This window comes from Pyxidicoccus fallax (assembly GCF_012933655.1).
In the GTDB taxonomy this organism is placed as follows: Bacteria; Myxococcota; Myxococcia; order Myxococcales; family Myxococcaceae; genus Myxococcus; species Myxococcus fallax.
The window spans coordinates 1-21,470 of record NZ_JABBJJ010000220.1 but is presented as its reverse complement, the minus strand read 5'-3'; the positions used below and the strand labels follow the sequence as shown (position 1 = coordinate 21,470).

General features: G+C 67.7%; 20 protein-coding genes. 19 read left to right on the top strand and 1 reads right to left on the bottom strand.

Annotated features, from left to right (window positions below):
• From HG543_RS35075 to HG543_RS35055, 5 genes are all read left to right on the top strand, one after another.
• Positions 1 to 352: DprA-like winged helix domain-containing protein (locus HG543_RS35075; RefSeq protein WP_500690507.1), on the top strand; the 352-nt coding region annotated here is incomplete at its 5' end.
• A gap of 11 nt (positions 353 to 363) precedes the next feature.
• Positions 364 to 2,913 (top strand): type I DNA topoisomerase, encoded by a 2,550-nt coding sequence (topA, locus tag HG543_RS35070; RefSeq protein WP_169349277.1) that lies wholly within the window; start codon positions 364 to 366, stop codon positions 2,911 to 2,913.
• A gap of 164 nt (positions 2,914 to 3,077) precedes the next feature.
• Positions 3,078 to 3,815 carry a MotA/TolQ/ExbB proton channel family protein gene (locus tag HG543_RS35065; RefSeq protein ID WP_169349276.1) on the top strand — a complete coding sequence of 246 codons (738 nt, stop codon included), beginning with the start codon at positions 3,078 to 3,080 and terminating at the stop codon, positions 3,813 to 3,815.
• 18 nt (positions 3,816 to 3,833) lie between these two features.
• On the top strand, positions 3,834 to 4,364 hold the full coding sequence (locus HG543_RS35060) for an ExbD/TolR family protein (RefSeq protein ID WP_169349275.1): 531 nt from the start codon (positions 3,834 to 3,836) through the stop codon (positions 4,362 to 4,364).
• 3 nt (positions 4,365 to 4,367) lie between these two features.
• Positions 4,368 to 4,949 (top strand): ExbD/TolR family protein, encoded by a 582-nt coding sequence (locus tag HG543_RS35055; RefSeq protein WP_169349274.1) that lies wholly within the window; start codon positions 4,368 to 4,370, stop codon positions 4,947 to 4,949.
• Between the two features lie 52 nt (positions 4,950 to 5,001).
• Here HG543_RS35055 and HG543_RS35050 read toward each other — a convergent pair whose 3' ends face one another.
• Positions 5,002 to 5,388, bottom strand: a complete 387-nt coding sequence (locus HG543_RS35050; RefSeq protein WP_169349273.1) for a TraR/DksA family transcriptional regulator — start codon at positions 5,386 to 5,388, stop codon at positions 5,002 to 5,004.
• Between the two features lie 299 nt (positions 5,389 to 5,687).
• On the opposite strand from HG543_RS35050, the gene trmFO reads away from it, so the two are divergent.
• The 14 genes from trmFO to HG543_RS34980 all read left to right on the top strand — a co-directional run.
• Complete coding sequence (trmFO, locus tag HG543_RS35045) at positions 5,688 to 7,064, top strand: methylenetetrahydrofolate--tRNA-(uracil(54)-C(5))-methyltransferase (FADH(2)-oxidizing) TrmFO (RefSeq protein ID WP_169349272.1); 1,377 nt, start codon at positions 5,688 to 5,690, stop codon at positions 7,062 to 7,064.
• Entirely contained in the window at positions 7,061 to 8,719 is a 1,659-nt protein-coding gene (locus HG543_RS35040; RefSeq protein WP_169349271.1) for a PD40 domain-containing protein, read from the top strand. The genes trmFO and HG543_RS35040 overlap by 4 nt, the downstream gene beginning before the upstream one ends.
• Positions 8,720 to 8,871: 152 nt before the next feature.
• Complete coding sequence (locus HG543_RS35035) at positions 8,872 to 9,810, top strand: trypsin-like serine peptidase (RefSeq protein WP_169349270.1); 939 nt, start codon at positions 8,872 to 8,874, stop codon at positions 9,808 to 9,810.
• 101 nt (positions 9,811 to 9,911) lie between these two features.
• On the top strand, positions 9,912 to 12,173 hold the full coding sequence (locus HG543_RS35030) for a kinesin (protein WP_171818052.1): 2,262 nt from the start codon (positions 9,912 to 9,914) through the stop codon (positions 12,171 to 12,173).
• Between the two features lie 175 nt (positions 12,174 to 12,348).
• A complete protein-coding gene (locus HG543_RS35025) occupies positions 12,349 to 13,257 on the top strand; it encodes a tyrosine recombinase XerC (RefSeq protein WP_169349268.1) in 909 nt (302 codons plus the stop codon).
• A gap of 10 nt (positions 13,258 to 13,267) precedes the next feature.
• Positions 13,268 to 13,519, top strand: coding sequence for an addiction module protein (locus tag HG543_RS35020; RefSeq protein WP_169349267.1), 252 nt, complete (start codon positions 13,268 to 13,270; stop codon positions 13,517 to 13,519).
• Between the two features lie 541 nt (positions 13,520 to 14,060).
• Complete coding sequence (locus HG543_RS35015) at positions 14,061 to 14,789, top strand: DUF6484 domain-containing protein (protein WP_169349266.1); 729 nt, start codon at positions 14,061 to 14,063, stop codon at positions 14,787 to 14,789.
• Between the two features lie 12 nt (positions 14,790 to 14,801).
• Positions 14,802 to 16,097 (top strand): TIGR02270 family protein, encoded by a 1,296-nt coding sequence (locus HG543_RS35010; protein ID WP_169349265.1) that lies wholly within the window; start codon positions 14,802 to 14,804, stop codon positions 16,095 to 16,097.
• A 14-nt stretch (positions 16,098 to 16,111) separates the two neighbouring features.
• Positions 16,112 to 17,236 carry a DUF2169 family type VI secretion system accessory protein gene (locus HG543_RS35005; protein ID WP_169349264.1) on the top strand — a complete coding sequence of 375 codons (1,125 nt, stop codon included), beginning with the start codon at positions 16,112 to 16,114 and terminating at the stop codon, positions 17,234 to 17,236.
• On the top strand, positions 17,233 to 18,297 hold the full coding sequence (locus tag HG543_RS35000) for a hypothetical protein (RefSeq protein WP_169349263.1): 1,065 nt from the start codon (positions 17,233 to 17,235) through the stop codon (positions 18,295 to 18,297). The genes HG543_RS35005 and HG543_RS35000 overlap by 4 nt, the downstream gene beginning before the upstream one ends.
• Complete coding sequence (locus HG543_RS34995) at positions 18,297 to 19,397, top strand: PAAR-like domain-containing protein (RefSeq protein WP_169349262.1); 1,101 nt, start codon at positions 18,297 to 18,299, stop codon at positions 19,395 to 19,397. Before HG543_RS35000 ends, HG543_RS34995 begins: the two co-directional genes overlap by 1 nt.
• A gap of 3 nt (positions 19,398 to 19,400) precedes the next feature.
• On the top strand, positions 19,401 to 20,300 hold the full coding sequence (locus HG543_RS34990) for a hypothetical protein (protein WP_169349261.1): 900 nt from the start codon (positions 19,401 to 19,403) through the stop codon (positions 20,298 to 20,300).
• A gap of 150 nt (positions 20,301 to 20,450) precedes the next feature.
• Entirely contained in the window at positions 20,451 to 20,978 is a 528-nt protein-coding gene (hslV, locus tag HG543_RS34985; protein ID WP_169349260.1) for an ATP-dependent protease subunit HslV, read from the top strand.
• 12 nt (positions 20,979 to 20,990) lie between these two features.
• Positions 20,991 to 21,470: AAA family ATPase (locus tag HG543_RS34980; RefSeq protein WP_169349259.1), on the top strand; the 480-nt coding region annotated here is incomplete at its 3' end.

Below are 21,470 nucleotides of genomic sequence, written 5' to 3'. Positions count from 1 at the left end.
GGGGCGGCCGGTCTTCGCGCTGCCCGGGGACGTGACGCAGCCGGCGGCCGCCGGTTGTAACGCACTGCTCCGAGACGGACAGGCGAGGGCCTGTACGAGCCCGGAAGAGGTATGGAGGGCGGTGGGGGTTCAGCCGGGATTGAGTCTTCCCCCGGAGTCTCCGGAAGCATGGGAGTCCCTCTCGGAGGAAGCGAAGGGCACTTATGAGGTGTTGGACCGGGTTCCCCGGACATTCGACGAGGTGCTGGTCGGCAGCACCCTCTCACCGGCGGCGCTCACCGGCGCGCTGGTGGAGCTGGAGTTGACGGGGCTGATCATCCAGCACCCCGGTAGGTTGTACGAAAAGGTCTAGGTAGGAGAGTCATGGCCACGCGGACGAAGAAGAAGGTGGAAGAGACGGAGGCGGCCGAGGAGAAGGCCCCCCGTAAGGCGACCCGCACGGCCGCCAAGAAGAAGCCGGCGGCCAAGGCGAAGAAGACGGCGGCCCGCCGCCGCACCAAGAAGGGCGACGACGACACGCTTCCCACCGTGGAGGCGGACGCGGACGAGGAGGCCACGCCTCGCGGCAAGGGCCCGCACTACCTCGTCGTGGTGGAGTCGCCCGCCAAGGCGAAGACCATCAAGAAGTACCTGGGCTCCGGCTACACGGTGAAGGCCTCCGTGGGGCACGTGAAGGACCTGCCCAAGAGCAAGATGGGCGTCGACGTGGAGCACGACTTCCAGCCCGAGTACGAGGTCATCAAGGGCAAGGAGAAGGTGCTCAACGAGCTGAAGAAGATGGCGAAGTCCGCCGACAAGGTCTTCCTCGCCACGGACCCCGACCGCGAGGGCGAGGCCATTGCCTGGCACATCAAGGAAGAGCTCGCGCACCCCGACGCGCTCCGGGTGACCTTCAACGAAATCACCAAGAAGGCCATTCAAGAGGCCATCGCCCAGCCGCGCGAGCTGAACCAGGACAACTACGACTCGCAGCAGACGCGCCGCATCCTCGACCGGCTCGTGGGCTACCAGATTTCCCCGCTGCTCTGGCAGAAGATCCGCCGGGGCCTGTCCGCCGGCCGCGTGCAGTCCGTCGCGGTGCGCCTCATCGTGGAGCGCGAGGAGGCCATCAAGGCCTTCGTCCCCGAGGAGTACTGGACGCTGGACGCCCTCCTGGAGGGCCCGTCCGGCCCGCCGCCCTTCAAGGCGAAGCTGTCCAAGGTGGACGGCAAGAAGATGGAGCTGAAGGACCGCGCCACCACCGAGGGGCTCGTCAATGAGCTGCAGACGGCCGACTTCGTGGTGGCCAAGGTGGACCGCCGCGAGCGCCGCCGCAACGCGCCCGCGCCGTTCATCACCTCCAAGCTGCAGCAGGAGGCCGCCAACCGGCTGTCCTTCACCGCGAAGAAGACGATGACGCTGGCCCAGAAGCTCTACGAGGGCGTCCCCCTCGGCGAGGAGGGCCAGACGGCGCTCATCACGTACATGCGTACGGACTCCACCCGTCTGTCCGACGACGCGGTGAAGCAGGTGCGCGAGTTCATCGGCGGCAAGTACGGCGGGGACTACCTGCCCGAAGAGCCCGTGGTGTACCGCACCCGGAAGAACGCGCAGGACGCGCACGAGGCCATCCGTCCCACGTCCTTGGAGTACCCGCCCGAGCGGGTGCGGCCCTTCTTCGAGGCCATGGACGAATTGGACATGTTCCGCCTGTACGAGCTCATCTGGAACCGCTTCGTGGCGTGCCAGATGAAGCCGGCCGTCTATGACCAGACGAGCGCGGACATCGCCGCGGGCCGGGCCACGTTCCGCGCCTCCGGCAGCACGCTGAAGTTCCCCGGCTACCTCGCGGTGTACGGCGCCGGCCTCACCCCCGAGGAGGAGGCGGAGAAGGAGAAGGCGAAGGCCGCCGGTGACGAGAACGCCGAGGGCGCGGATGCCGTGGGCGAGCTGCCCTACCTCAACGAGGGCGACAAGCTGGCCCTGCAGAAGCTCCTCCACGAGCAGCACTTCACCCAGCCGCCCCCGCGCTTCAGCGAGGCCACGCTGGTGAAGGAGCTGGAGGAGCGCGGCATCGGCCGCCCGTCCACGTACGCCGCCATTCTGTCCACCATCCAGGACAAGAAGTACGTGGAGAAGCTCGAGGGCCGCTTCCGGCCCACCGACCTGGGGCAGATGACCAACGAGATGCTGGTCAAGCACTTCCCCCACGAGCTGGACGTCACCTTCACCGCCACCATGGAGGAGAAGCTGGACCAGATCTCCGAGGGCGGCGCGAGCTGGAAGGCCGTGCTGCACGACTTCTACGGGCCCTTCAAGGAGACGCTCGAGAAGGCGAAGGCGGAGATGCGCGACGTCAAGCGCGAGGAGATCAAGACCGACATCGCCTGCGAGAAGTGCGGCAACCACTTCGTCATCAAGTTCGGGAAGATGGGGCACTTCCTCGCCTGCTCGAACTACCCCGATTGTAAGAACACCAAGGACTTCAAGCGGGACGCCGAGGGGAAGATCGTCATCGTGGAGGAGGAGACCACGGACGAGACGTGCGAGAAGTGCGGCAAGCCCATGGTCATCAAGCGCGGCCGCTTCGGGCGCTTCATGGCCTGCTCGGGCTACCCGGACTGCAAGACGTCCAAGCCCATCTCCATCGGGGTCGGCTGCCCGGAGTGCAAGCAGGGGTACCTGACGGAGCGCCGCTCGGGCCGCGGGAAGATCTTCTTCGGCTGCAACCGCTACCCGGACTGCAAGTTCGCCGCCTGGGACCGGCCCCTGGCCGAGCAGTGCCCGCAGTGCCAGTCGCCGTACCTCCTCCAGAAGTTCTCCAAGCGGGACGGCGCCTACATCGCCTGCCCCAACAAGGAGTGCGGGTACCGGCGAGAGGTCGTGGAGCAGGCAGGGGTGCCTGGGACCCCGGAAACCTCCTCGGCTGCTTGAAAGCCCAATAGTTCCGAAGGGCTGGGCCCGCCCCCTTGGCTTGACAGCCTTGGCGGGCCCGCCCTACAAGTCCAGGCTGCCCCCTCCTCGGGGAGTAGCTCATGGGTGCCCGTGTCCGGACGGGCCCGCCTGGGGGGACGGGCGTTGAAAGGACACCAGGCGCGATGATTCTCTCGGTGAGCGAGCTGCTGCTGGACGTGACCCTTGCGGCCGCGGAAGGCGGCAAGATGGGCGTCACGGACTCCGTCATCAAGTTCTTCAAGGATGGCGGTCCGTTCATGTTCGTGAACCTGTTCTGGCTGGCGTGCTCGCTGGCGGTGGCGCTGGAGCGCATCGTCACCGTGGTGTTCCGCTACAACCTGCCGGCGCCTCCGTTCATGGAGCAGATCGCCAAGCTGGTGCGCAGCGGCAACCTGGACCGCGCGGTGAAGGTGTGCAGCATGGCGCCCAACGCCCCGCTGGCGAAGGTCATCCGCGCGGGCCTCATCAACGCCAACCGCGGCGAGATTGAAGTCGCCAAGGCGGTGGAAGAGGCCATCGTCGAGCAGAGCCCGCACGTGACGAAGCGCATCCCCTGGCTGTGGTCCCTGGCGAACATCGCCACGCTGGTGGGCCTCGTCGGCACCATCTTCGGCCTCATCGGCACCTTCCAGGCGCTGGGCAACGTGCCGGCGGAGCAGAAGCAGGTGCTGCTGTCGGACGGTATCTCCAAGGCGATGAACAACACCGCCTTCGCGCTCTCCATCGCGGTGCTCTGCATCGTCTTCCACCTGTTCCTCACGTCGCACGCGAAGGGGCTGGTGGAGTCCATCGAGCTCAACGCGCTGAAGCTGGAGAACCTCCTGTCGCGCCGCGGCGGGACGGACCCGGGCACCACGGAGCTGGAATCCCGCGCGTCGTAACGCGGGCGGTACGCGTCCATGGCGTTCCACTACTCCCGGCGCAAGCTGAAGGTCCGTGAGGAGGAGGAGACGGGCGAGCTGAACATCGTCCCGTACCTCGACATCCTCATGAACCTCATCATCTTCATGCTGCTGTCGATTACGGGCCTGACCACGTTCGGCATCCTGAACGTGAATGCTCCGGCCTACGGCGCCCCGTCCGCGGGCGTGACGCAGGAGGGCGACGACAAGCCGAAGCTGACGCTGTCCGTGCTCATCTCCAAGAAGGGCCACTTCGTCAGCAGCGAGAACGCCGTGCTCACGGCGGAGGGCGCGGCGGCGGCGGGCCCCACGATTCCGGTGCGCGCGGACGGCACCTACGACTTCACCGCGCTCAACGCGAAGATGTTGGAGATCAAGGCGGCGTTCCCGGAAGAGACGAAGGTCATCGTGGGCGCGGATCCGGACATCCCCTACGAGTCCCTCACCCAGACGCTGGACGCCATCCGCGAGACGCAGGGCAAGGAGCGCCGCCTGCTGTTCCCGGACGTCACCCTCGGGGCAATCTGAGTCATGGCCGAGCCGACGACACCCGAGCTGACCGAGGCCGACGAAGAAGCGCTGTCGCGCATGCGCTACCGCAAGGCGCTGGCGCGCAAGAAGCGCAAGGAGCGCGAGGCGGCCGGCGAAATCAAGGAGCTGAACATCACCGCGATGATGGACATGATGACCATCCTCCTGGTGTTCCTGCTCAAGTCCTTCGCCTCGTCCTCCGCGGCCATCACCGCGTCAGAGGATGTGCGGCCGCCCGTGTCCACCACGCGCGCCACGCCGAAGGACACGGTGGCCGTCACCATCACCCCCAAGAATGTCCTGGTGGGCGAGCGCGAGGTGCTGCGCCTGCAGAACGGGCAGTTCCCCGCCGACAAGCTGCAGGGCCGGCTGGTGCTCCCGCTGGACGCGGCGCTGAAGAAGGAAGTGGAGAAGCTGAAGTACATCGCCGAGCGCAACCCGTCGGCGCCCTTCAGCAGGGAGCTGTCCGTCATCGCGGACAAGAAGGTCCCCTACGACATGCTCCTCACCGTGCTCTACACGGCGGGGCAGAACGAGCTGGAGAACTACCGGTTCGTCGTGCTCCAGAAGGAAGGCGAGTAGGCGCTCCCCGGGCGGCGGTGGGAGCGCCTGTCGGCCTTGGACGCCCTGGAGACTAGAGCGAGGGCGTGGCCATGGGCCCGCCGCGCGTCTCCAGCTCGTGGAGGGTGGCGTCCTCCTCGCAGCGGATGGCGAAGGGCAGGGCCTCCAGCCGCTCGATGGGGATTTCGAAGCCGCAGTCCACGCAGTCCCCGAAGACGCCCATGTCCATGCGCCGCAGCGCCGCGTCGATGAGCATGATTTCGCGGCGCTGGGCCTCCATCAGGCTGGACAGGGTGTAGTCCGCCAGCTCCGACTGGGCATTCTCCTCGTACTCGGGGTCCCGCTCCTGGTCCTTCAGGGCGGTCAGCTCGCGGTGAGCGCCCGCGTTGGCCGTCAGGATTTCGCGGCGGCGGCGCTGGAGGAGCTCACGAATCCGGTTCAGTTCATTGGTACGGCTCATGACCTTGGGTCTCCGAGTTTCCACGCTTCGAGTTCACTTCCGCTCGCCCGGATGCAGGCCGCCCCCGAGCGTCGAACGCGAAAAACGTAGGGGTTCAACCCAGGTAGGGAAACCGCGCCTTCCGACGATGCGCATCGGCGGGCCGGGGGGCAGCCGGGCAGGCGGGACGCCCGAGGCATGACTGGGGGTTGACGCGCCTCGTTTCGCTGGTGGGACAGGGCGCCCCGGTCCTGCTAACAGTTCGCCGGACGGGCCGGGCGCAGCGCGGCGCGGCCCTTGGAGTCCCGAGGAGCTGAAGGATGGCGGATGTGAAGCAGCAGCGGGTGACGGTGATTGGCGGCGGCCTGGCGGGCAGCGAGTGCGCATACCAGCTCGCCCGCCGTGGGGTGCCGGTGGTGCTGCGCGAGATGAAGCCGCACAAGCGCTCGCCGGCCCACAAGTCGGACCAGTTCGCGGAGCTGGTGTGCAGCAACTCGCTGCGCTCGGACAACCCGGAGAGCGCCATTGGCCTGTTGCACGCGGAGCTGCGCGCGCTGGGCTCGCTGGTGCTGGGCAGCGCGGACAAGCACCGCGTGCCCGCGGGTGACGCGCTGGCGGTGGAGCGCGAGCGCTTCTCTGGAGCGATTACCGAGGCCCTGCAGCGGATGCCCGGCGTGGAGGTGGTGGCGGGCGAGGTGGAGCGGCTTCCGGACGAGGGCCCGGTGGTGGTGGCCTCGGGGCCGCTCACGTCGGACGCGCTCACCCGCGAGCTGGAGCGGCACGTGGGGACGAAGCTCTACTTCTACGACTCCATCGCGCCCATCATCTCCGGGGACTCCATCGACTTGTCGGTGGCCTTCCGGCAGAGCCGGTACGGCAAGGGCGGCGGGGACGACTACCTCAACCTGCCGATGAACCGCGAGGAGTACTACCGCTTCATCGCCGAGGTGAAGGCGGGCCAGAAGGTGGTGCCGCACAGCTTCGAGGAACCCAAGTACTTCGAAGGGTGTCTGCCGATTGAAGTGATGGCGGAGCGCGGCGACGACACGCTGGCCTACGGGCCCATGAAGCCGGTGGGGCTGAGGGACCCCCGCACGGGGCAGGAGCCCTACGCGGTGGTGCAGCTGCGCATGGAGGACGCGGCGGGGACGTCATGGAACATGGTGGGCTTCCAGACGCGGCTGACGTGGGGTGAACAGAAGCGCATCTTCAGCACGTGCATCCCCGGACTCCAGAATGCGGAGTTCCTGCGGATGGGGCAGATCCACCGCAACACCTTCATCGACTCGCCGCGGCTGTTGTCGCGGGACTTGTCGCTGAAGACGGAGCCGCGGCTGTACTTCGCGGGGCAGATTTCGGGAGTGGAGGGCTACGTGGAGAGCGCGGCGTGCGGGTACCTGGTGGCGCTGACGCTGCACGCGCGGCTGACGGGGAAGGAGTGGGTGCCGCCGCCGGCGACGACGGCGCTGGGCTCGCTGCTGCGGCACGTGACGGGAGAAGCGCACCCGCCGGACTACCCGCATCAGCCCTCCAACATCATCTTCGGCCTCTTCCCGCCGCTTCCGGGGCGGGTGAAGAAGGCGGACAAGCGCGCGGCGTACGCGTCGCGGGCGAAGCAGGACCTGGCGGCGTGGCTGCCGCACGCGGGCGTCCCGGGGCCGGGCGCGCCCGAGCACGTGGAACAGAGGAGCGCATGATGCGGATGCGGCAGGGGCGACTTCTGGGAGCGGGCCTGGTGGCCGCGCTCGTGATGGCGGGCGCGGGCTGCAAGAAGGACGAGGGCGGCGGTGGTGGCGCGGCGGGCTCCGGTACGGGCACGGCGCCGACGGGCGGCGCGGCGGCGAGTGCTCCGGCGGCTCCCGCCCGTGGCGCGCCTGGCGCGGGCCAGGGGCTGTTGCTGGCGGCGGGCCGCGCGGCGGACCTGCGGGTGACGCCGGACGGGCAGTACGCCACGTACCTCCTGAACGGACAGAAGCCCCGGCTGGACGGGGTGCCTCCGCAGATGCTGCTGGGCGAGCTGTACGTGGTGCCCGTGGCCGGCGGCGAGCCGCGCAAGCTGGGCGACGGCGTGACGAACGTGCCGGGCGGGCTGCTCACCACGCCGGACTCGAAGTACGCGCTGTTCCTCACCGGCTACAACCCGGCCTCGCAGTCCGGCGCGCTGGCGGTGGCCTCGCTGACGGACGCGAAGTCCGAGCCCACGGTGCTGGGCACGGCGGTGAGCTACATGCTGCCCAGCCCGGACGCGACGCAACTGGCGTTCGTGGACGCGGGCCGGCTGAAGCTCGGGCCCATGCCCAACGGCCCCTTCACGGAGGTGGCGGGCGAGGTGAGCACCGCGCAGTTCACTCCGGACGGGAAGACGCTGTTCATCAAGCGCCGGCTGACGGCCGCGGGCGGGCTGGCCGCGGTGTCGGTGGACAAGCCGCAGGAGGCGCCGCGCAAGCTGGCGGACCAGGTGGGTGACTACGCGGTGTCCCCGGACGGCAAGCGCGTGGCCTTCCAGGTGCGCAGCGAGTCCGTGCGCGGGCTGTACGACCTGCACCTGGCGGAAGTGCCGGCGCTGAAGCCGCAGCGGCTGGCGGTGGCGTCCGGCGCGTTCGCCTTCTCTCCGGACGGCAAGTGGCTGGGGCGCACGGAGAACGGCAAGCCGGACGTGCCGGGGGACTTGTACGTGGGGCCGGCGTCGGGCGGCGCGGGCCGCAAGCTGGGCGAGCGCGTGGACAAGTTCGCCTTCTCGCCGGACTCGCAGGCGGTGGGCTTCCTGGAGAAGTACGACTCCACGGCGGGCGCGGGGCTGATGACGGTGGCGTCGCTGCCGGACGGGGCGCCGAAGCAGGTGGGTGGCCGGGTGCCCAACTTCCTCTGGGGCTCGGATGGGCGCTACGTGGCGTTCCTGTCTCGCTTCCTCAAGCCCGAGTACTCCGTGGACCTGATGCTGTATCCGCTGGGCGCGGAGAAGGCGGAGAAGGTGCACAAGGGCGTGTTCGGCTACGGCTTCATGCCGGGGAACACGAACGTGGTGTTCCGCTCGAACTGCATCCGCAACGGGCGCGCGTGTGACTTCAAGGCGCTGCCGCTGCCCCAGACGGGCGAGCCCCAGACGTGGATGCAGGGCATCTTCAGCTACAAGCTGTCCGCGGACGGCCAGCGGGTGCTCGCGACGTCGGCGCGCATGGACTCGGACACGTACGACGTGACGCTGTACGACGTGAAGACGCAGGCGCGGAAGACGCTCGACCAGGGCGTGCAGGTGCCGGTGTCCTTCGCGGGCAAGGACGACTCGCGCGCCGTCTACATCATCGGCCAGGGCCCTAAGGCCGGTGTCTACAGCGTGCCCGCCGCACTGTAATTCGCACCAGGGGCCCCGCAGGCTTCTGCGGGGTTCCGCGTATTGACTGAAAAACCAGCCCTTCTGGAGGATGTGGGGTTCTACCCCGTCGTCCCCGGAAAGGTTGTCCGATGCAACGTCTGTCGGGAGTTCGAGGCGTACTCGCGGGAGTGGTGTTCGCTGTCGTTTCAGGAGGGAGCCCGGCGCTCGCGGAGGCGGGAGCTTCCGCGGACCCGGTGGACAACAGCAGCTCGCCGACGCTGGCGGTGCAGTCGGACGTCGCGGCCGTGCTCGCGTACTGGACGCCGGAGCGCATGGCGGCGGCGCTGCCGGCGGAGCCGCCGGAGAAGTCGGGCACGGCGCCCCTCAGCCTGAAGCGCGTGGCGCCGGAGAACGAGGCGCGCATCGTGGACGGCGTGGAGCCTCGCGGTGGCGTGCCGATGACGCTGGCCGACGTCAACACGATGTCCGGGCGCGTCTTCTATACGAATGACCAGGGGCAGAACCGCTCGTGTTCTGGCAGCACCGTGAACAGCAATGGCAAGCGGGTGGTCTTCACCGCGGGCCACTGCGTGCACGGCGGCGGCGCGGGGCGCGGGTGGTTCAGCAACTGGATTTTCGTGCCCGGCTACAACTCGGGCACCACGCCCTACGGCGTGTGGACGGCCTACCAGCTGTGGGCGAAGAACGGGTGGATCAACAGCGCGGACCGCGCCTACGACGTGGCGGCGGCGGTGATGAACCCGCTCAACGGCGTGCGCATCGTCGACGCGGTGGGTGGCCAGGGCATCAAGTGGGGCGCTCCGTATGGCGCGTACATCTACCAGTTCGGCTACCCCGCGGACCCGCCGTACAACGGGTCGCTGCTGTACTACTGCTACGGCACGACGTGGAACGAGAGCGGCTTCCCGACCATCAGCTGCAACATGACGGGCGGCGCCAGCGGCGGTCCGTGGCTGGAGAGCTACGGCCAGCAGTTCTGGGCCTACCTGTACTCGGTGAACAGCTGGATGTTCTGGAACCCGGATCCGACGAAGGTCTACAAGTGGCAGGGCCCGTACTTCAGCTACGACACGGCGGGCAGCCTGTTCGACACCGTGAAGGACATGTAGGACCGGGGCGCTGACGGCGCGGCGGGGGAGGGTTTTCCCCGCCGCGAGTCCCCTCGGGGGCGTGCGGTCCGCGCTGCGGTGTGCTTACTTCCGCCGCTCGCATGGCACCTCTCGTCTATCGCCGCTATGGCGGCTCGCTCCAGGTCGACCTTCCCTCCTTCGACGTGCTCGAGGAGGCGGTCCGCATCCCCGAAACGCAGTGGATCGCCACGGCGTGTCCGCTCGAGGGGTTGAGCTGTGACCCGCGCTTCCTGTCGCTCATGGACACGGACGGCAACGGGCGCATCCGCGTGGCGGAGGTGCGCTCCGCGGTGGAGTGGGCGGCGAAGCGGCTGAAGGACCGGAAGGGCGCGGACGCGGGCAGCCCGGTGCTGGAGCTGGACGCGCTCACCGAGGAGGCCCGGCCGCTGCGGAGCGCGGCGGAGACCATCCTCCGGACGCTGAAGGCGCCGGACGGGGCGCGCATCTCGCTGGAGCAGGTGCGGGCCAGCGACAAGGCGCTGCGCGAGACGGGGCAGAACGGGGACGGCATCGTGTCCCCCGCGCACCTGCCCGAGCCGCTGCGCCCGCTGGCCGTGGCCATCATGGCGAGCTTCCCGGAGGTGAAGAACCGCGCGGGCGAGCCGGGCATCGACCCGGCCATGCTCAAGCGCTTCCGCGAGGAGCGCGCGGCACTGTTCGCGCACGTGGAAGCGAAGGGTGCCGCGTTCACCCTGGGCGAGGCGAGCCTCGACACGGCGAAGCGCATCCGCGAGGTGGCGCCGCTCCTGGACACGTACTTCCTGCAGTGCCGGCTGGTGGCCGCGCAGCCCGAGGCGGCGGCGAGCCTGCGCCTGCGCGCGGAGCGGGTGGAGGGCGCGCTCGGAGACACGGCGGCGCTGGGCAAGGCGGCGGGAGACCTGCCCATCGCTCCTCCCGAGCCCGCCGGCGTGCTGGAGTGGGCCCGGCTGCTCCGTGGGCCCGCGTACGAAATGCTGGAGGCCTTCCGCAAGGACGTGGCGGGGCCGCTGACGGGGGACGCGCGGCGGCTGACGGACCCGGCGTGGCGCGAGCTGGTGGCGAAGGCGGACGCGGTGCTGGCATGGCAGGCGAAGTTCGACGCGAGCCCCGTCCAGAAGATGGCGGCCACGCTGCCCACGGTGTCGGACGCGGACCTGGATGCGATTGAGGCGGCGTGCGCGGCGGACCTGGCGCTGAAGCCCACGCTGGACGCCATCGTCGAGCTGGAGCGGCTGGTGCTGTACCAGCAGTGGCTGCTGATGTTCGCGAACAACTTCATCAGCATGCCCAACATCTACCTGCCGAAGCGGCGGGCGCTGATGGAGAAGGGGGCGCTGATTCTGGGCGGGCGCAAGTACACGCTGTCGGTGCTGACGACGAACCGGGCGGCGCACGCGGCGCTCACGGCGCAAGGCACCACGTGCATCCTCTACGTCCAGGTGGCGCCGAAGGATGGGGCGCCGAGCTACGAGGTGGCGGTGCCCGTCACGCGGGGGCGGAGCACGGACCTGCTCGTGGGCAAGCGCGGCATCTTCTACGACGTGGACGGCAAGGAGCACGACGCCACGGTGACGCACGTCAACCGCCAGCCCGTGTCGCTGTGGGAGGCGATGACCATGCCCTTCACGCGCATGGGCACGTTCATCACCAGCAAGGTGGAGTCGCTGGCGTCGGCGGGGGAGAAGACCTTCGATACGACGCTGGAGAAGGGCTACACGCAGGCGGTGACGGCTCCGCCCACGCCCGCGGCGGCACCGGCTCCTGCTGCCGCGGCGGCACCGGCGCCCGCGGCGGGCGGCCTTGGCGGGCTGCTGGCTGCGGGCAGTATCGCGGCGGCGGCGCTGGGCTCGTCGTTCGCGTTCATTGTCACGCAAGTGAAGTCGCTGACGCTGGTGGACCTCATCTCGGCGGCGACGCTGATTGCCATTGTCGTGATGGCGCCGGCGGGGCTCTTGGGGTGGCTGAAGCTGCGGCGGCGGAACCTGGCGCTGCTCCTGGAGGGCTCGGGCTGGGCGCTGAATGACAGGCTGATGCTGACGCCCGCGCTGTCCTCGCTGGTGACGCGGCGGCCGAAGCTGCCGAAGGGCGCGCGGGTGGACCGCATGGATTTGGTGCGCCCAGCGATGCTGAAACTGCGGGACGAGGACGACGAGACGGAGGGGCTGTCCGGCTGGGCGCGGCTGGGCATCACCCTGCTGATTCTGTTCGTGGTGCTCTGGCAGGTGCGCGTGCCCCTCCTCAATGCCATGTGCGGGGCCCGCTGGCTGTCCCCGGACACGTGCGCGACGGTGCTGCCGTCGGTGGTCTCGAACCACGAGGCGCCGGCCGCGGCGCCCGCGGCTCCTCCGGCGGGGACGAAGTAGCTCTGCGTGCCCTTCGCCCCGACGCCGGAAACCACTCCTGGCGGGAGCGAAGACGGCTCCCGCTTGCACGGTGGGTGAGGATGCACGGCAAGGGGCAGGTGAGGGGGCCCGGGGTGTCATTCACCGGGGCCGTGAATCTTGCGAGGATGCGGGGGGCCCGTAGGCTCCCCGTGCAATGACGAACCTGCCGCTGTCGCCGCTGCTGGAGAAGTTCCGCGTCCACCTGGAGGACGAGAAGGGCGCGTCCCCGCACACGGTGCGCAACTACCTCATCGACCTGGTGGACTTCGAGCGCTACCTCGTCGAGCGGATGAAGCTGTCGCTGCTGGCCGGCACGCACGCGGCGATTCGCGGCTACCTTGGCACGCTGAGCACGGACCACGCGCCCGCGAGTCGCGCCCGGCGGCTGGCGAGCATCAAGTCCTTCTACAAGTACCTCGTGCGGCAGAAGCTCCTGCCCGCGAGTCCCGCCAAGCTGGTGAAGAGCCCGAAGCTGCCCAAGCCGCTGCCCAAGGTGCTGCCGGTGGAGGAGGTCTTCGCGCTCATCGACGTGCATGACTTGAAGACGGTGCTCGGGCTGCGGGACAAGGCCATCCTGGAGCTGCTCTACGGCGGCGGGTTCCGTATCAGCGAGCTGTGCGGCCTGGACCTCTTGGACGTGGACCGGAGCGGGCGCATCGTCCGGGTGATGGGCAAGGGGAGCAAGGAGCGGCTCGTGCCCGTGAATGCACAGGCCATCCGCGCGCTGGAGGCGTACCTCGCGCGCCGGGGCGAGCTGCTGGCCACGCCGAAAGCGGGGCAGGACCCGGACGCCATGTTCCTCAACTTCCGCGGAGGCCGGCTGACGCCCAGGAGCATCGCGCGGCACCTGGATGCGCACGTGCTGAAGTGCGCGCTGGCGCGCAAGGTGAGCCCGCACGCGCTGCGCCACTCGTTCGCCACGCACCTGCTCGGAGGCGGCGCGGACATCCGCAGCATCCAGGAGCTGCTCGGCCACTCCAGCCTGTCCACGACGCAGCGGTATACGCAGGTGACGTGGGAGCAGCTCCAGCAGGTCTACGACGCCGCGCACCCGCGGGCGTGACAAGACCGCGATGGCTACCGCGGATGAAATCTTGAACGATGCGCTGAGGCTCCCTTCGAAGGAGCGTGCACGGCTCGCTCATGAGCTGCTGCTCAGTCTCGACAAGCCGGTTCAGGAAGCTCCCGCTGACGAGAGCGAGTGGGCGAAGGTCATCAAGCGCCGAGTCCACGAGGTCGTCAGCGGCAAGGTGAAGCTCGTCAGTGTGGAAGATGCCCGTCGCTCCGTCGCCGAGAGGCTCGGGCGCGTGAGCGGTGCGCGGTGAACCGCGCGTACGTCTCTGGCGGTTCATCTCGAAACTCATGACGAGTTGGTGACCACCGTCGAGTGGTAGGCACGGCAGAAACTCGGACTCGGTCAGACCTTTTCGTCGGAGGTTTTCCGGGGACGGCCTCCTTCGCCTGGGCCAGTTGCATCCGGAATTCGGGACTCCCGTCCAGCGCCCCGTACGCTTGCTGCAATTCCATTTCCGCCCGCCCCAGCTCCTCAGCGAGTGCCCTCCGCTTCTTCATGTCCAAAGCCAAGGGCGTGAGGTGTGCAGAGCGTCCACATATAGCCAGCCAACGTCGCTCCCGAGTCTCCGTATTTCAGCGCAATCGCACTTTGGGCGGGGCTCTTCATTCCCAGCACGCCTCATGCATTGCAAGTCAGCCCGGGTCGGTAGGGTTGCTCGGTAAAGACATGTGAGGCTGTTTGCAGTGCCGCGCCCCATGGGTCGTTCAGCCTCCACGAGGACCGGGGGGCCCGACCCATCCAGGTCGTCCATCCAGTGCCCTGTCATTGCGTTTCGCAGAGGGGGAGTTCCCATGAGTCGCCTGTCGTCTGTGCACGTCACTTCCCCCGAGGTGACATTGGAACCTCTCTGGGAGAGCCGCCTGGGGCTCATCATCGGGACGGATGGCGAGGGCCGACCCCTGGTGGACTTCGAAGGCAATCCGGTGGGCCCTCGCGTGGCACGCAAGGCCGTGCGATTGGACGTGGAGGGACTCCAAACTGCCGTCAAAGCCCTGCAGCCCGTGGAACTCCGCTTCGAGGACGGAGACCCGCGGAACCCCATCATCATGGCCCTTCTGCCCGTCGTTCCGCGGAACGCCCAGCCGAATGCGCTGCAGGCCGCACTGGAAAAGGCCGCCGAGTCTCGCGCTCGCGTCATCCAGGGCCAGGATGGACTCGCCCTTCGCTGTGGAGAGTCCTCCATCACGCTGCTACGCAACGGGAAGATCTCCCTGAAGGGGACGTCGGTCGAAACGTCGGCGGATGGCACCGTCCGCCTCAAGGGCATGTCGGTTCAGCTCCACACGCAGGGTGGGCAGAGCGCTCGAGCGGGTCACGGCGAAGCACAGGCTCATCCACCAGCAGGCGAAGACGCGGCGGACATCCGGGTCATCCAAGGCAACGAGGGCCTCGTGCTGCGGTGCGGCAGGGCGCGCCTGACGCTCCTGCGTAGCGGACGGATTCTATTGGAGGGGACCTACGTGGAGACGTGCGCCGAGGGCGTTGTCCGACTCCAGGGCGGCTCGGTCCGAATCAACTGAGGGGACGTGACCATGGTGTTGGAAGACGTGCTGGAAGAGCACCTGGACGAGGCGTCTTTCCGGTGGCTGCAATGGGAGCGAGCCTTGGAGGCTCCGGATTTCAATCTCACGGACACGGCGGCTCGGGAGGAGCAGCTGGCTGCGCACCTGCATGGGCTGGTGCTGGGGGGCACGGAAGCTGCCGCGTCGTTGCTCTGGCCCGCTCTGGATTCTGGAGACGCGTCGCGAATCACCGCCGCTGCCTATGTCCTTCTGTCTCAGGGGCAGGCCGAAGTCCTCCTCAACTTCATGCAAGGTGCTTCGAGCGAAGTGAGAGCGGCTGTCCGACGCGCGGTGGAGGTGAGCGCGTCCCCAGGTCTGGGTTCGCACGTGCTCCCGCTGCTGAAGCGGGATGACCTCTCTCTCCAGGCCCATGTCTTGGAGGCGATGACCTTCCGTCACGAAGCGCCTCCAGAATTACTCACAGGGTACTTCCTCCACGATGAGCCGCGGGCACGAATGGCGGCGTTGCGTGCCAGCGACGCTCTCCCCGAGGACACCGTGCGCCGGCTCCTCCCGGGACTCCTGGAATCCGAGCACCCGGGGATTCGCGCCGCGGCCATGGAGGCCGGCCTCACCGCGGGAGCACGGGGGGCCTGGGAGGCCTGCCGCCAGGCAGTGCGAGCGTGTAATGCCCACACGCCGCAGGCCATGGTGCTGCTCGCCCTCTTCGGTAATGACGCGGATACGGCCCTGCTGGTGGACATGTTGGGGACTCGGGACATGCGCCCACATGCCCTCTGGGCCCTGGGCTTCAGTGGTCGCCTTGTGGCCATGGAGGCCTGTCTCGCGCTTCTGGAGGACCCCCTGGTGGCACGACTGGCGGGGGAAGCCTTCTCCGCCATGACGGGCCTCCCATTGGAGGGCCTCCATGCCCTCCCTCCCGGGGAGCAACCCGAAGGGGCACCTCCGTCGCCAGAGCAGCAGGAGGACCTGGATGCCGACCTGGTGCCCAGACCCGAGGATGAGCTGCCCTGGCCGTGCATTGGTGCGGTGAGGTACTGGTGGAAGGAGGCTCGTCCTCGCTTCCATGCCGAGCGACGCTACCTGAACGGCCAGCTTCTTGAGGGGCCCGTGCTGCTGGAGGCCCTCACGCACGGCCCCATGCGTCGCCGGCACGTGCTGGCTCGAGAGTTTGCCATTCGCAGCCAGGGCCGGCACCGCATCCCCACCCGGGCTTTTACCCAGCGACAGTGGTCGGCGCTGGCCCAGGCCCGCGGAGCCTGCGAGCAACTGAGACTGTTGCCCCTGGAGCGCACGCTGCGCTGACACGAGGAACCGACATGCAAATCAGCGAGAACACCACGAGCATGTCCGCGGGCCTCACCGTCGCGACGGATGCCCAGGCCCGGGAGCACTGTGTCGTCGCCATCAAGGGCACCTTCCTCATGGACGGCCGCGGCGAGCCCCAGCTGGCGGAAGTGCAACGTCCGGTGGCCTACACGGACGAGCACCACGGAGCCCCGGAGAGCACGAGTCTCCTCTGGGAGAATGACTTCGCATTGACCAAACCTCGGGTGGACATCCTCGTGAAGGGTCATGCCGTCGCACCGCACGGGCGCGCGGCGGAAGCGATGTGGGTACGCGTGGAGATGCCGGGCTGGCAGAAGGACATCCGCGTCACGGGGGACCGCCACTGGGACAAGGGGATGATGGGCGTGAAACCCACGCCTCCCAAGCCCTTCGTCCGCATGCCCCTGCGCTACGAGCTTGCCTTTGGCGGAGTGGACACCTCCCACCCGGAGCTGAAGCACCACGGTGCGGAGCTGCGCAACCCGGTGGGCCGCGGCTTCCGGCTGAATCCTCGTGCCGCCGATGCCGTAGGGACACCGCTGCCCAACCTGGAGGACCCATGGCACTTCCTCGAGAGGTGGGATGGGAGGACGGTACCGATGGGTTTCGGTCCGGTGGGCCGTGGCTGGCAGCCTCGCCTCATCCATGCTGGCACGTACGACGAGCGCTGGCTGGCGGAGGACTACCCCTTCCTCCCCCGCGACTTCAACCCACGCTACTTTCAGTGCGCGCCTGAGGACCAGCAACTGCCGGCCCTGCGCGGTGGGGAGGTGTTTCGGTGCCTGGGGCTGGCCGAGTCCGGCGCATGGACGGTGACGCTGCCGCGAGTCCCGGTGCCGGTGGTCTTCCGCTTCCGGGAGTCCGACGTCAGCGTGGAGACACGCATGGACACAGTGCTACTCGACGCGGATGCCCGCGAGGTGGTGGTGACGTGGCGGGCCTCCGTGCCGTTGGGCAAGAAGCTCTCCCACCTTCGCGAGGTTCAAGTGGGCCTGCCACGCCCGAGTTCAAAGGACGGGCCGGTGAGGTATCTGCGCGGCAAGCCCTACTTCCGAGGGTTGGGCGCCCTGGTCTCGTGGAGGCATCGCGCGCGGCGGACGGGAGGGCTGTCATGAGCGCCACGCCTCTATACGTCGCCGCCGCGGGCATGGCCTGCCCGCTGGGGCTGAGTGCCGAGTCGGCCGGTGCCGCACTGCGTGCGCGGATGAATCGTTTCAAGAGAAGCCGCTACCATGACAACGACGGCGCGCCCATTGTCCTCTCGGAGTTGTCGACGCTCGCACCCGAGTTGCGGCGCGAGGAGCGAGTCCTGGGGCTGCTGGGCATGGCAGTGGCAGGCGCCGTGCGCGGCCTGGAGGAAGCCGAGCTCGCGCACCTGCCGCTGCTGGTGGGCACGGCGCCCACGGAGCGTCCAGGAGGTGTCTCGGAGGTGTTTCCCCGGGCATTCGAGCACCTTCAGCAGGCGCATGGGCTTCGACTGGAAGGCACCTTGTCTCACAGCCTGGCCCTGGGAAACACCGCGGGACTCAGGGCACTGGCCGAAGCCCGGCTCCTGTTGTCCCGTCGCCCGCGGCTTCCTGGCTGCCTGGTGGCCGCGGTGGACACCTTCACCAATGCATCGAGTCTCGATGGACTGCTTCGACAGGGAAGGCTGCTACGCCCGGACAATTCGGATGGAGTGATTCCCGGAGAGGCGGCCGCGTGCATCCTGCTGACGCGCCGGCCGCTTCGCGGCGACGCATGTCCCTTGTGGCTGACGGGCCTCGGTTTCGGGCATGAACGGGCCACCCTGCAATCGGACGAGCCGCTGCGTGGACTGGGGCTCGCGCAGGCCTACCGCGAAGCCCTGGCCGAGGGCGGTGTGGCCGTCGCCGAGGTGGACTTCCGCGTCGCGGATGCCTCGGGAGAGGGCCATGGCTTCAAGGAAATCTCCCTGGCCCTCTCTCGGCTGTTGCACACGCGCAGGGAGTCCACGCCTCTTTGGCTCCCTGCGGAGTCGCTGGGGGAGACCGGGGCGGCCGCGGGCCTGGTGGCCCTGGCCTGGGCCGCGGTGGCCATGCGTCACGGCTATGCGCCCGGGCCCCGAGCCCTGATCTCCACCGCCGACGGGGCCGGGGGGAGGGCAGCGGCAGTGTTGCGCGGTCCTGACACCTACACTCCACGAGGGATGCCCTGATGAAGGTATTCGCCAATGGCAACGAGGTGGCCTGCGCCGGAGGGGACGGAAAAGTCGTGGCGGCCTTTCCGGACGTGTGCATGAGCCCGCCGCCGCCGCCAGCGGGGCCGGTGCCAGTGCCCTACCCGAACACGTCCTTCTCCCGGGACATGAAGCAGGGCAGCAAGCGGGTGACGATCAACGGCGAGCCCGTCATGCTGCGTGACCAGTCCTATTATGCGACGTCCCCTCTGGGGAACGAGGCCGCCACCCGTAACTTCGGAGCGGGCATCATCTCCCACCAGATTACGGGGAAGACACACTTCATCTCCTGGTCGATGGATGTTCATTTCGAGGGCAAGAATGTCCCGAGGCATATCGACCTCACGACATCCAATCACGGCAGCAACGCGAACAACGCTGTTCCCACCCCCAACCTCGCGCAGAGCGCCACGAGCAGTCCAGGCCAGGTCACGCTCAGCGCCTGCCCGTGCTGTAACGGGCCACTCCACGAGAACCAGAAGGACCCGACGACCGGGCAGCCCTTCGAGACAGTGCTGGAGATGGATTTCTACGAGTGCATCGCGCGCTACCGGATGAGTCGACGCTCGGAGATGCAGGCGATCCTCCAGCAGGTCGCGGAGGGCAGGATGCCGATGCCGCCCTGGGCCAACAAGCTCGACGCGAAGTCCGGCCTGTCCGTCAAGGACAACATCATCCGAATGGGCGATGAGTGCGAGCGCGACTTCAAGAGACTCCAGGAGCTTCGGCAGAAACACCCCAACTGCCCCAACGTGCACAACCCTCCGGACCAGGGGTGCGGTGTCCATTTCAAAGTCCTGGAGCCTGGACTGGCAGGCGGTGTCAAGAGCGGTGGTGCCTGGAGGGCAGCACGCCAGAAGTCAATCAAAGAATGGCGAAAGAAGGGGCAGGCGATTGATGACGAGGACCAGGTCAATCACATGACTCCAGCCGACGCCGGTGGGTGCCCCTACTCACTGTCGAACCTCATCCCCGACTCGGTTCTCAAGGATGAGTGCCGGGACATTGAGAGCCTCCAGACACGGATTCAGAATATGAATCCCCCCAAACGCGATGAGCGCAAGATGCTGTTCCAATGACCCATGCGACCACCATATTTTGACAACAGCCTGCTCGAATTGGGGACCGGCCTGCATTTCACCACTCCCGCCCCTCCCGACGTAGCTGACCTTCGTCATCTCGCCAGCAATGATCCTTGGCGGGTTCTCCCCTGCATACTGGCCAATCTTCAACAAGGCAGATTCGACGTTTCCGGGCGGCTTGTGAAACTGATGCATGAGGTTCGGGACGCAGATGTTTGGAATGCCTGCGCCACCCTGCTGTCCTATGCTGCCCCCTATTCCGTCATTCGCGAACTCGAAGCCTCTTCTGAGAGGCTTCTTGCGCCGAGACACAGTCCCTATACCCGACGATACTTCTGCGAAATTCTTTCGTGCTCAGCAGGTGTATGGGGCATGCCGCATCTGATACACCACTATCGGCAACTGAAGGATCGAAAGGTCGAGGCTGAGGTCGAATATTACATCTCTCAGGTCCTTGAAGTGGAGCCGGGTCCGATTGCAAAAGGACCTCGAGTATTATGGGAATCCAACGGGTTGCCACCGCCCTTCGAAGAGTCTGCGCCGGTCCTTCTGGTAGAGGAGTATCTTGTATTACTCCAGAACACCTTTCAGGGGCTCGTTTCCAGTCAGAGGCTTCATGAGCAAGAAGCACTCATTGAAGGAGGGCGGCTGGACATTCGAGGAATCGCTCAACGCCTATTGAAGCGGATACATACCGGAGAGCATCTAGACCGCATCGCAATGGGAAGGATGCTCCTCGAGGCCACTACCGGATTGGATTGCCGCGCATTCTTCGATGAGTCCGGCCGTCTGCAGAACCTCACCGCTGCGGCTATCGTCGAGGACTTCCTCGAACGGGGAGACGCTGACAGGTACCAGCCAGGTGTCCGCTACTTCTTCGGTCACAGAATTCCGGATTAGTTTGTCCGCTGTGCGCCGCTGGCGGGCCCTCCTGGAGGGGGCCCGCCGGTACACGGAAGCCGTCATCCCTCCGCCACAACGGTACGAGAGCGGACAGGCAGTCACTGTCCCTTGGAAAACCGGGGCCCGGCTTGTTAGACCCGTGGCCCTATGTTCCACGGCACCACCATTCTCTGCGTGCGGCGCGACGGGAAGGTCGCCATCGCCAGCGACGGCCAGGTCTCCTTCGACAAGACCGTGATGAAGAACACGGCGAAGAAGGTCCGCAAGCTGGGCGAGGGCCAGGTCCTCGCCGGGTTCGCCGGCTCCACCGCCGATGCCTTCACCCTCTTCGAGCGCTTCGAGGGCAAGCTCAAGGAGCACCAGAAGAACATGGCTCGCGCCTGCGTCGAGCTCGGCAAGGACTGGCGCACCGACCGCTTCCTCCGCCGCCTGGAAGCCCTCCTCATCGTCGCCGACAAGGAGAAGACCTTCATCCTCTCCGGCGCTGGTGACGTCATCGAGCCCGACTACGGCATCGCCGCCGTCGGCTCCGGCGGACCCTACGCGTTCGCCGCCGCACGCGCCCTCATGGCCCACACCCAGCTGTCCGCCCGCGAGGTGGCCCAGCAGTCGCTCACCATCGCTGGTGAAATCGACATCTACACCAACTCCAACATCTCCATCGAAGAGCTCTAGGAGTCACCCCCCGTGGCCGAGTCTCGAAAGATGTCCGCCTTCACGCCCCGCGAGGTCGTCAGCGAGCTGGACCGCTACATCGTCGGGCAGAACGCCGCCAAGCGCGCCGTCGCCATCGCCCTGCGCAACCGCTGGCGCCGCCAGCAGGTCTCCGATGACCTGCGCGACGAAATCCACCCGAAGAACATCATCATGATTGGCCCCACCGGCGTGGGGAAGACGGAGATTGCCCGGCGCCTCGCGAAGCTCGCCCAGGCCCCCTTCGTCAAGGTCGAGGCCTCCAAGTTCACCGAGGTCGGCTACGTCGGTCGCGACGTCGAGTCCATGATTCGCGACCTCGTCGAGGCCGCCATCTCCCTCGTGCGCGAGGAGGAGACCGAGAAGGTCCGCCCCCGCGCCGAGGAGCTCGCCGAGGACCGCCTCATGGAGCTCATCCATGGCGGCGCCTCCTCCCGCCCGTCCTCGCCGCCGCCCTTCGGCTTCGCCCCACCC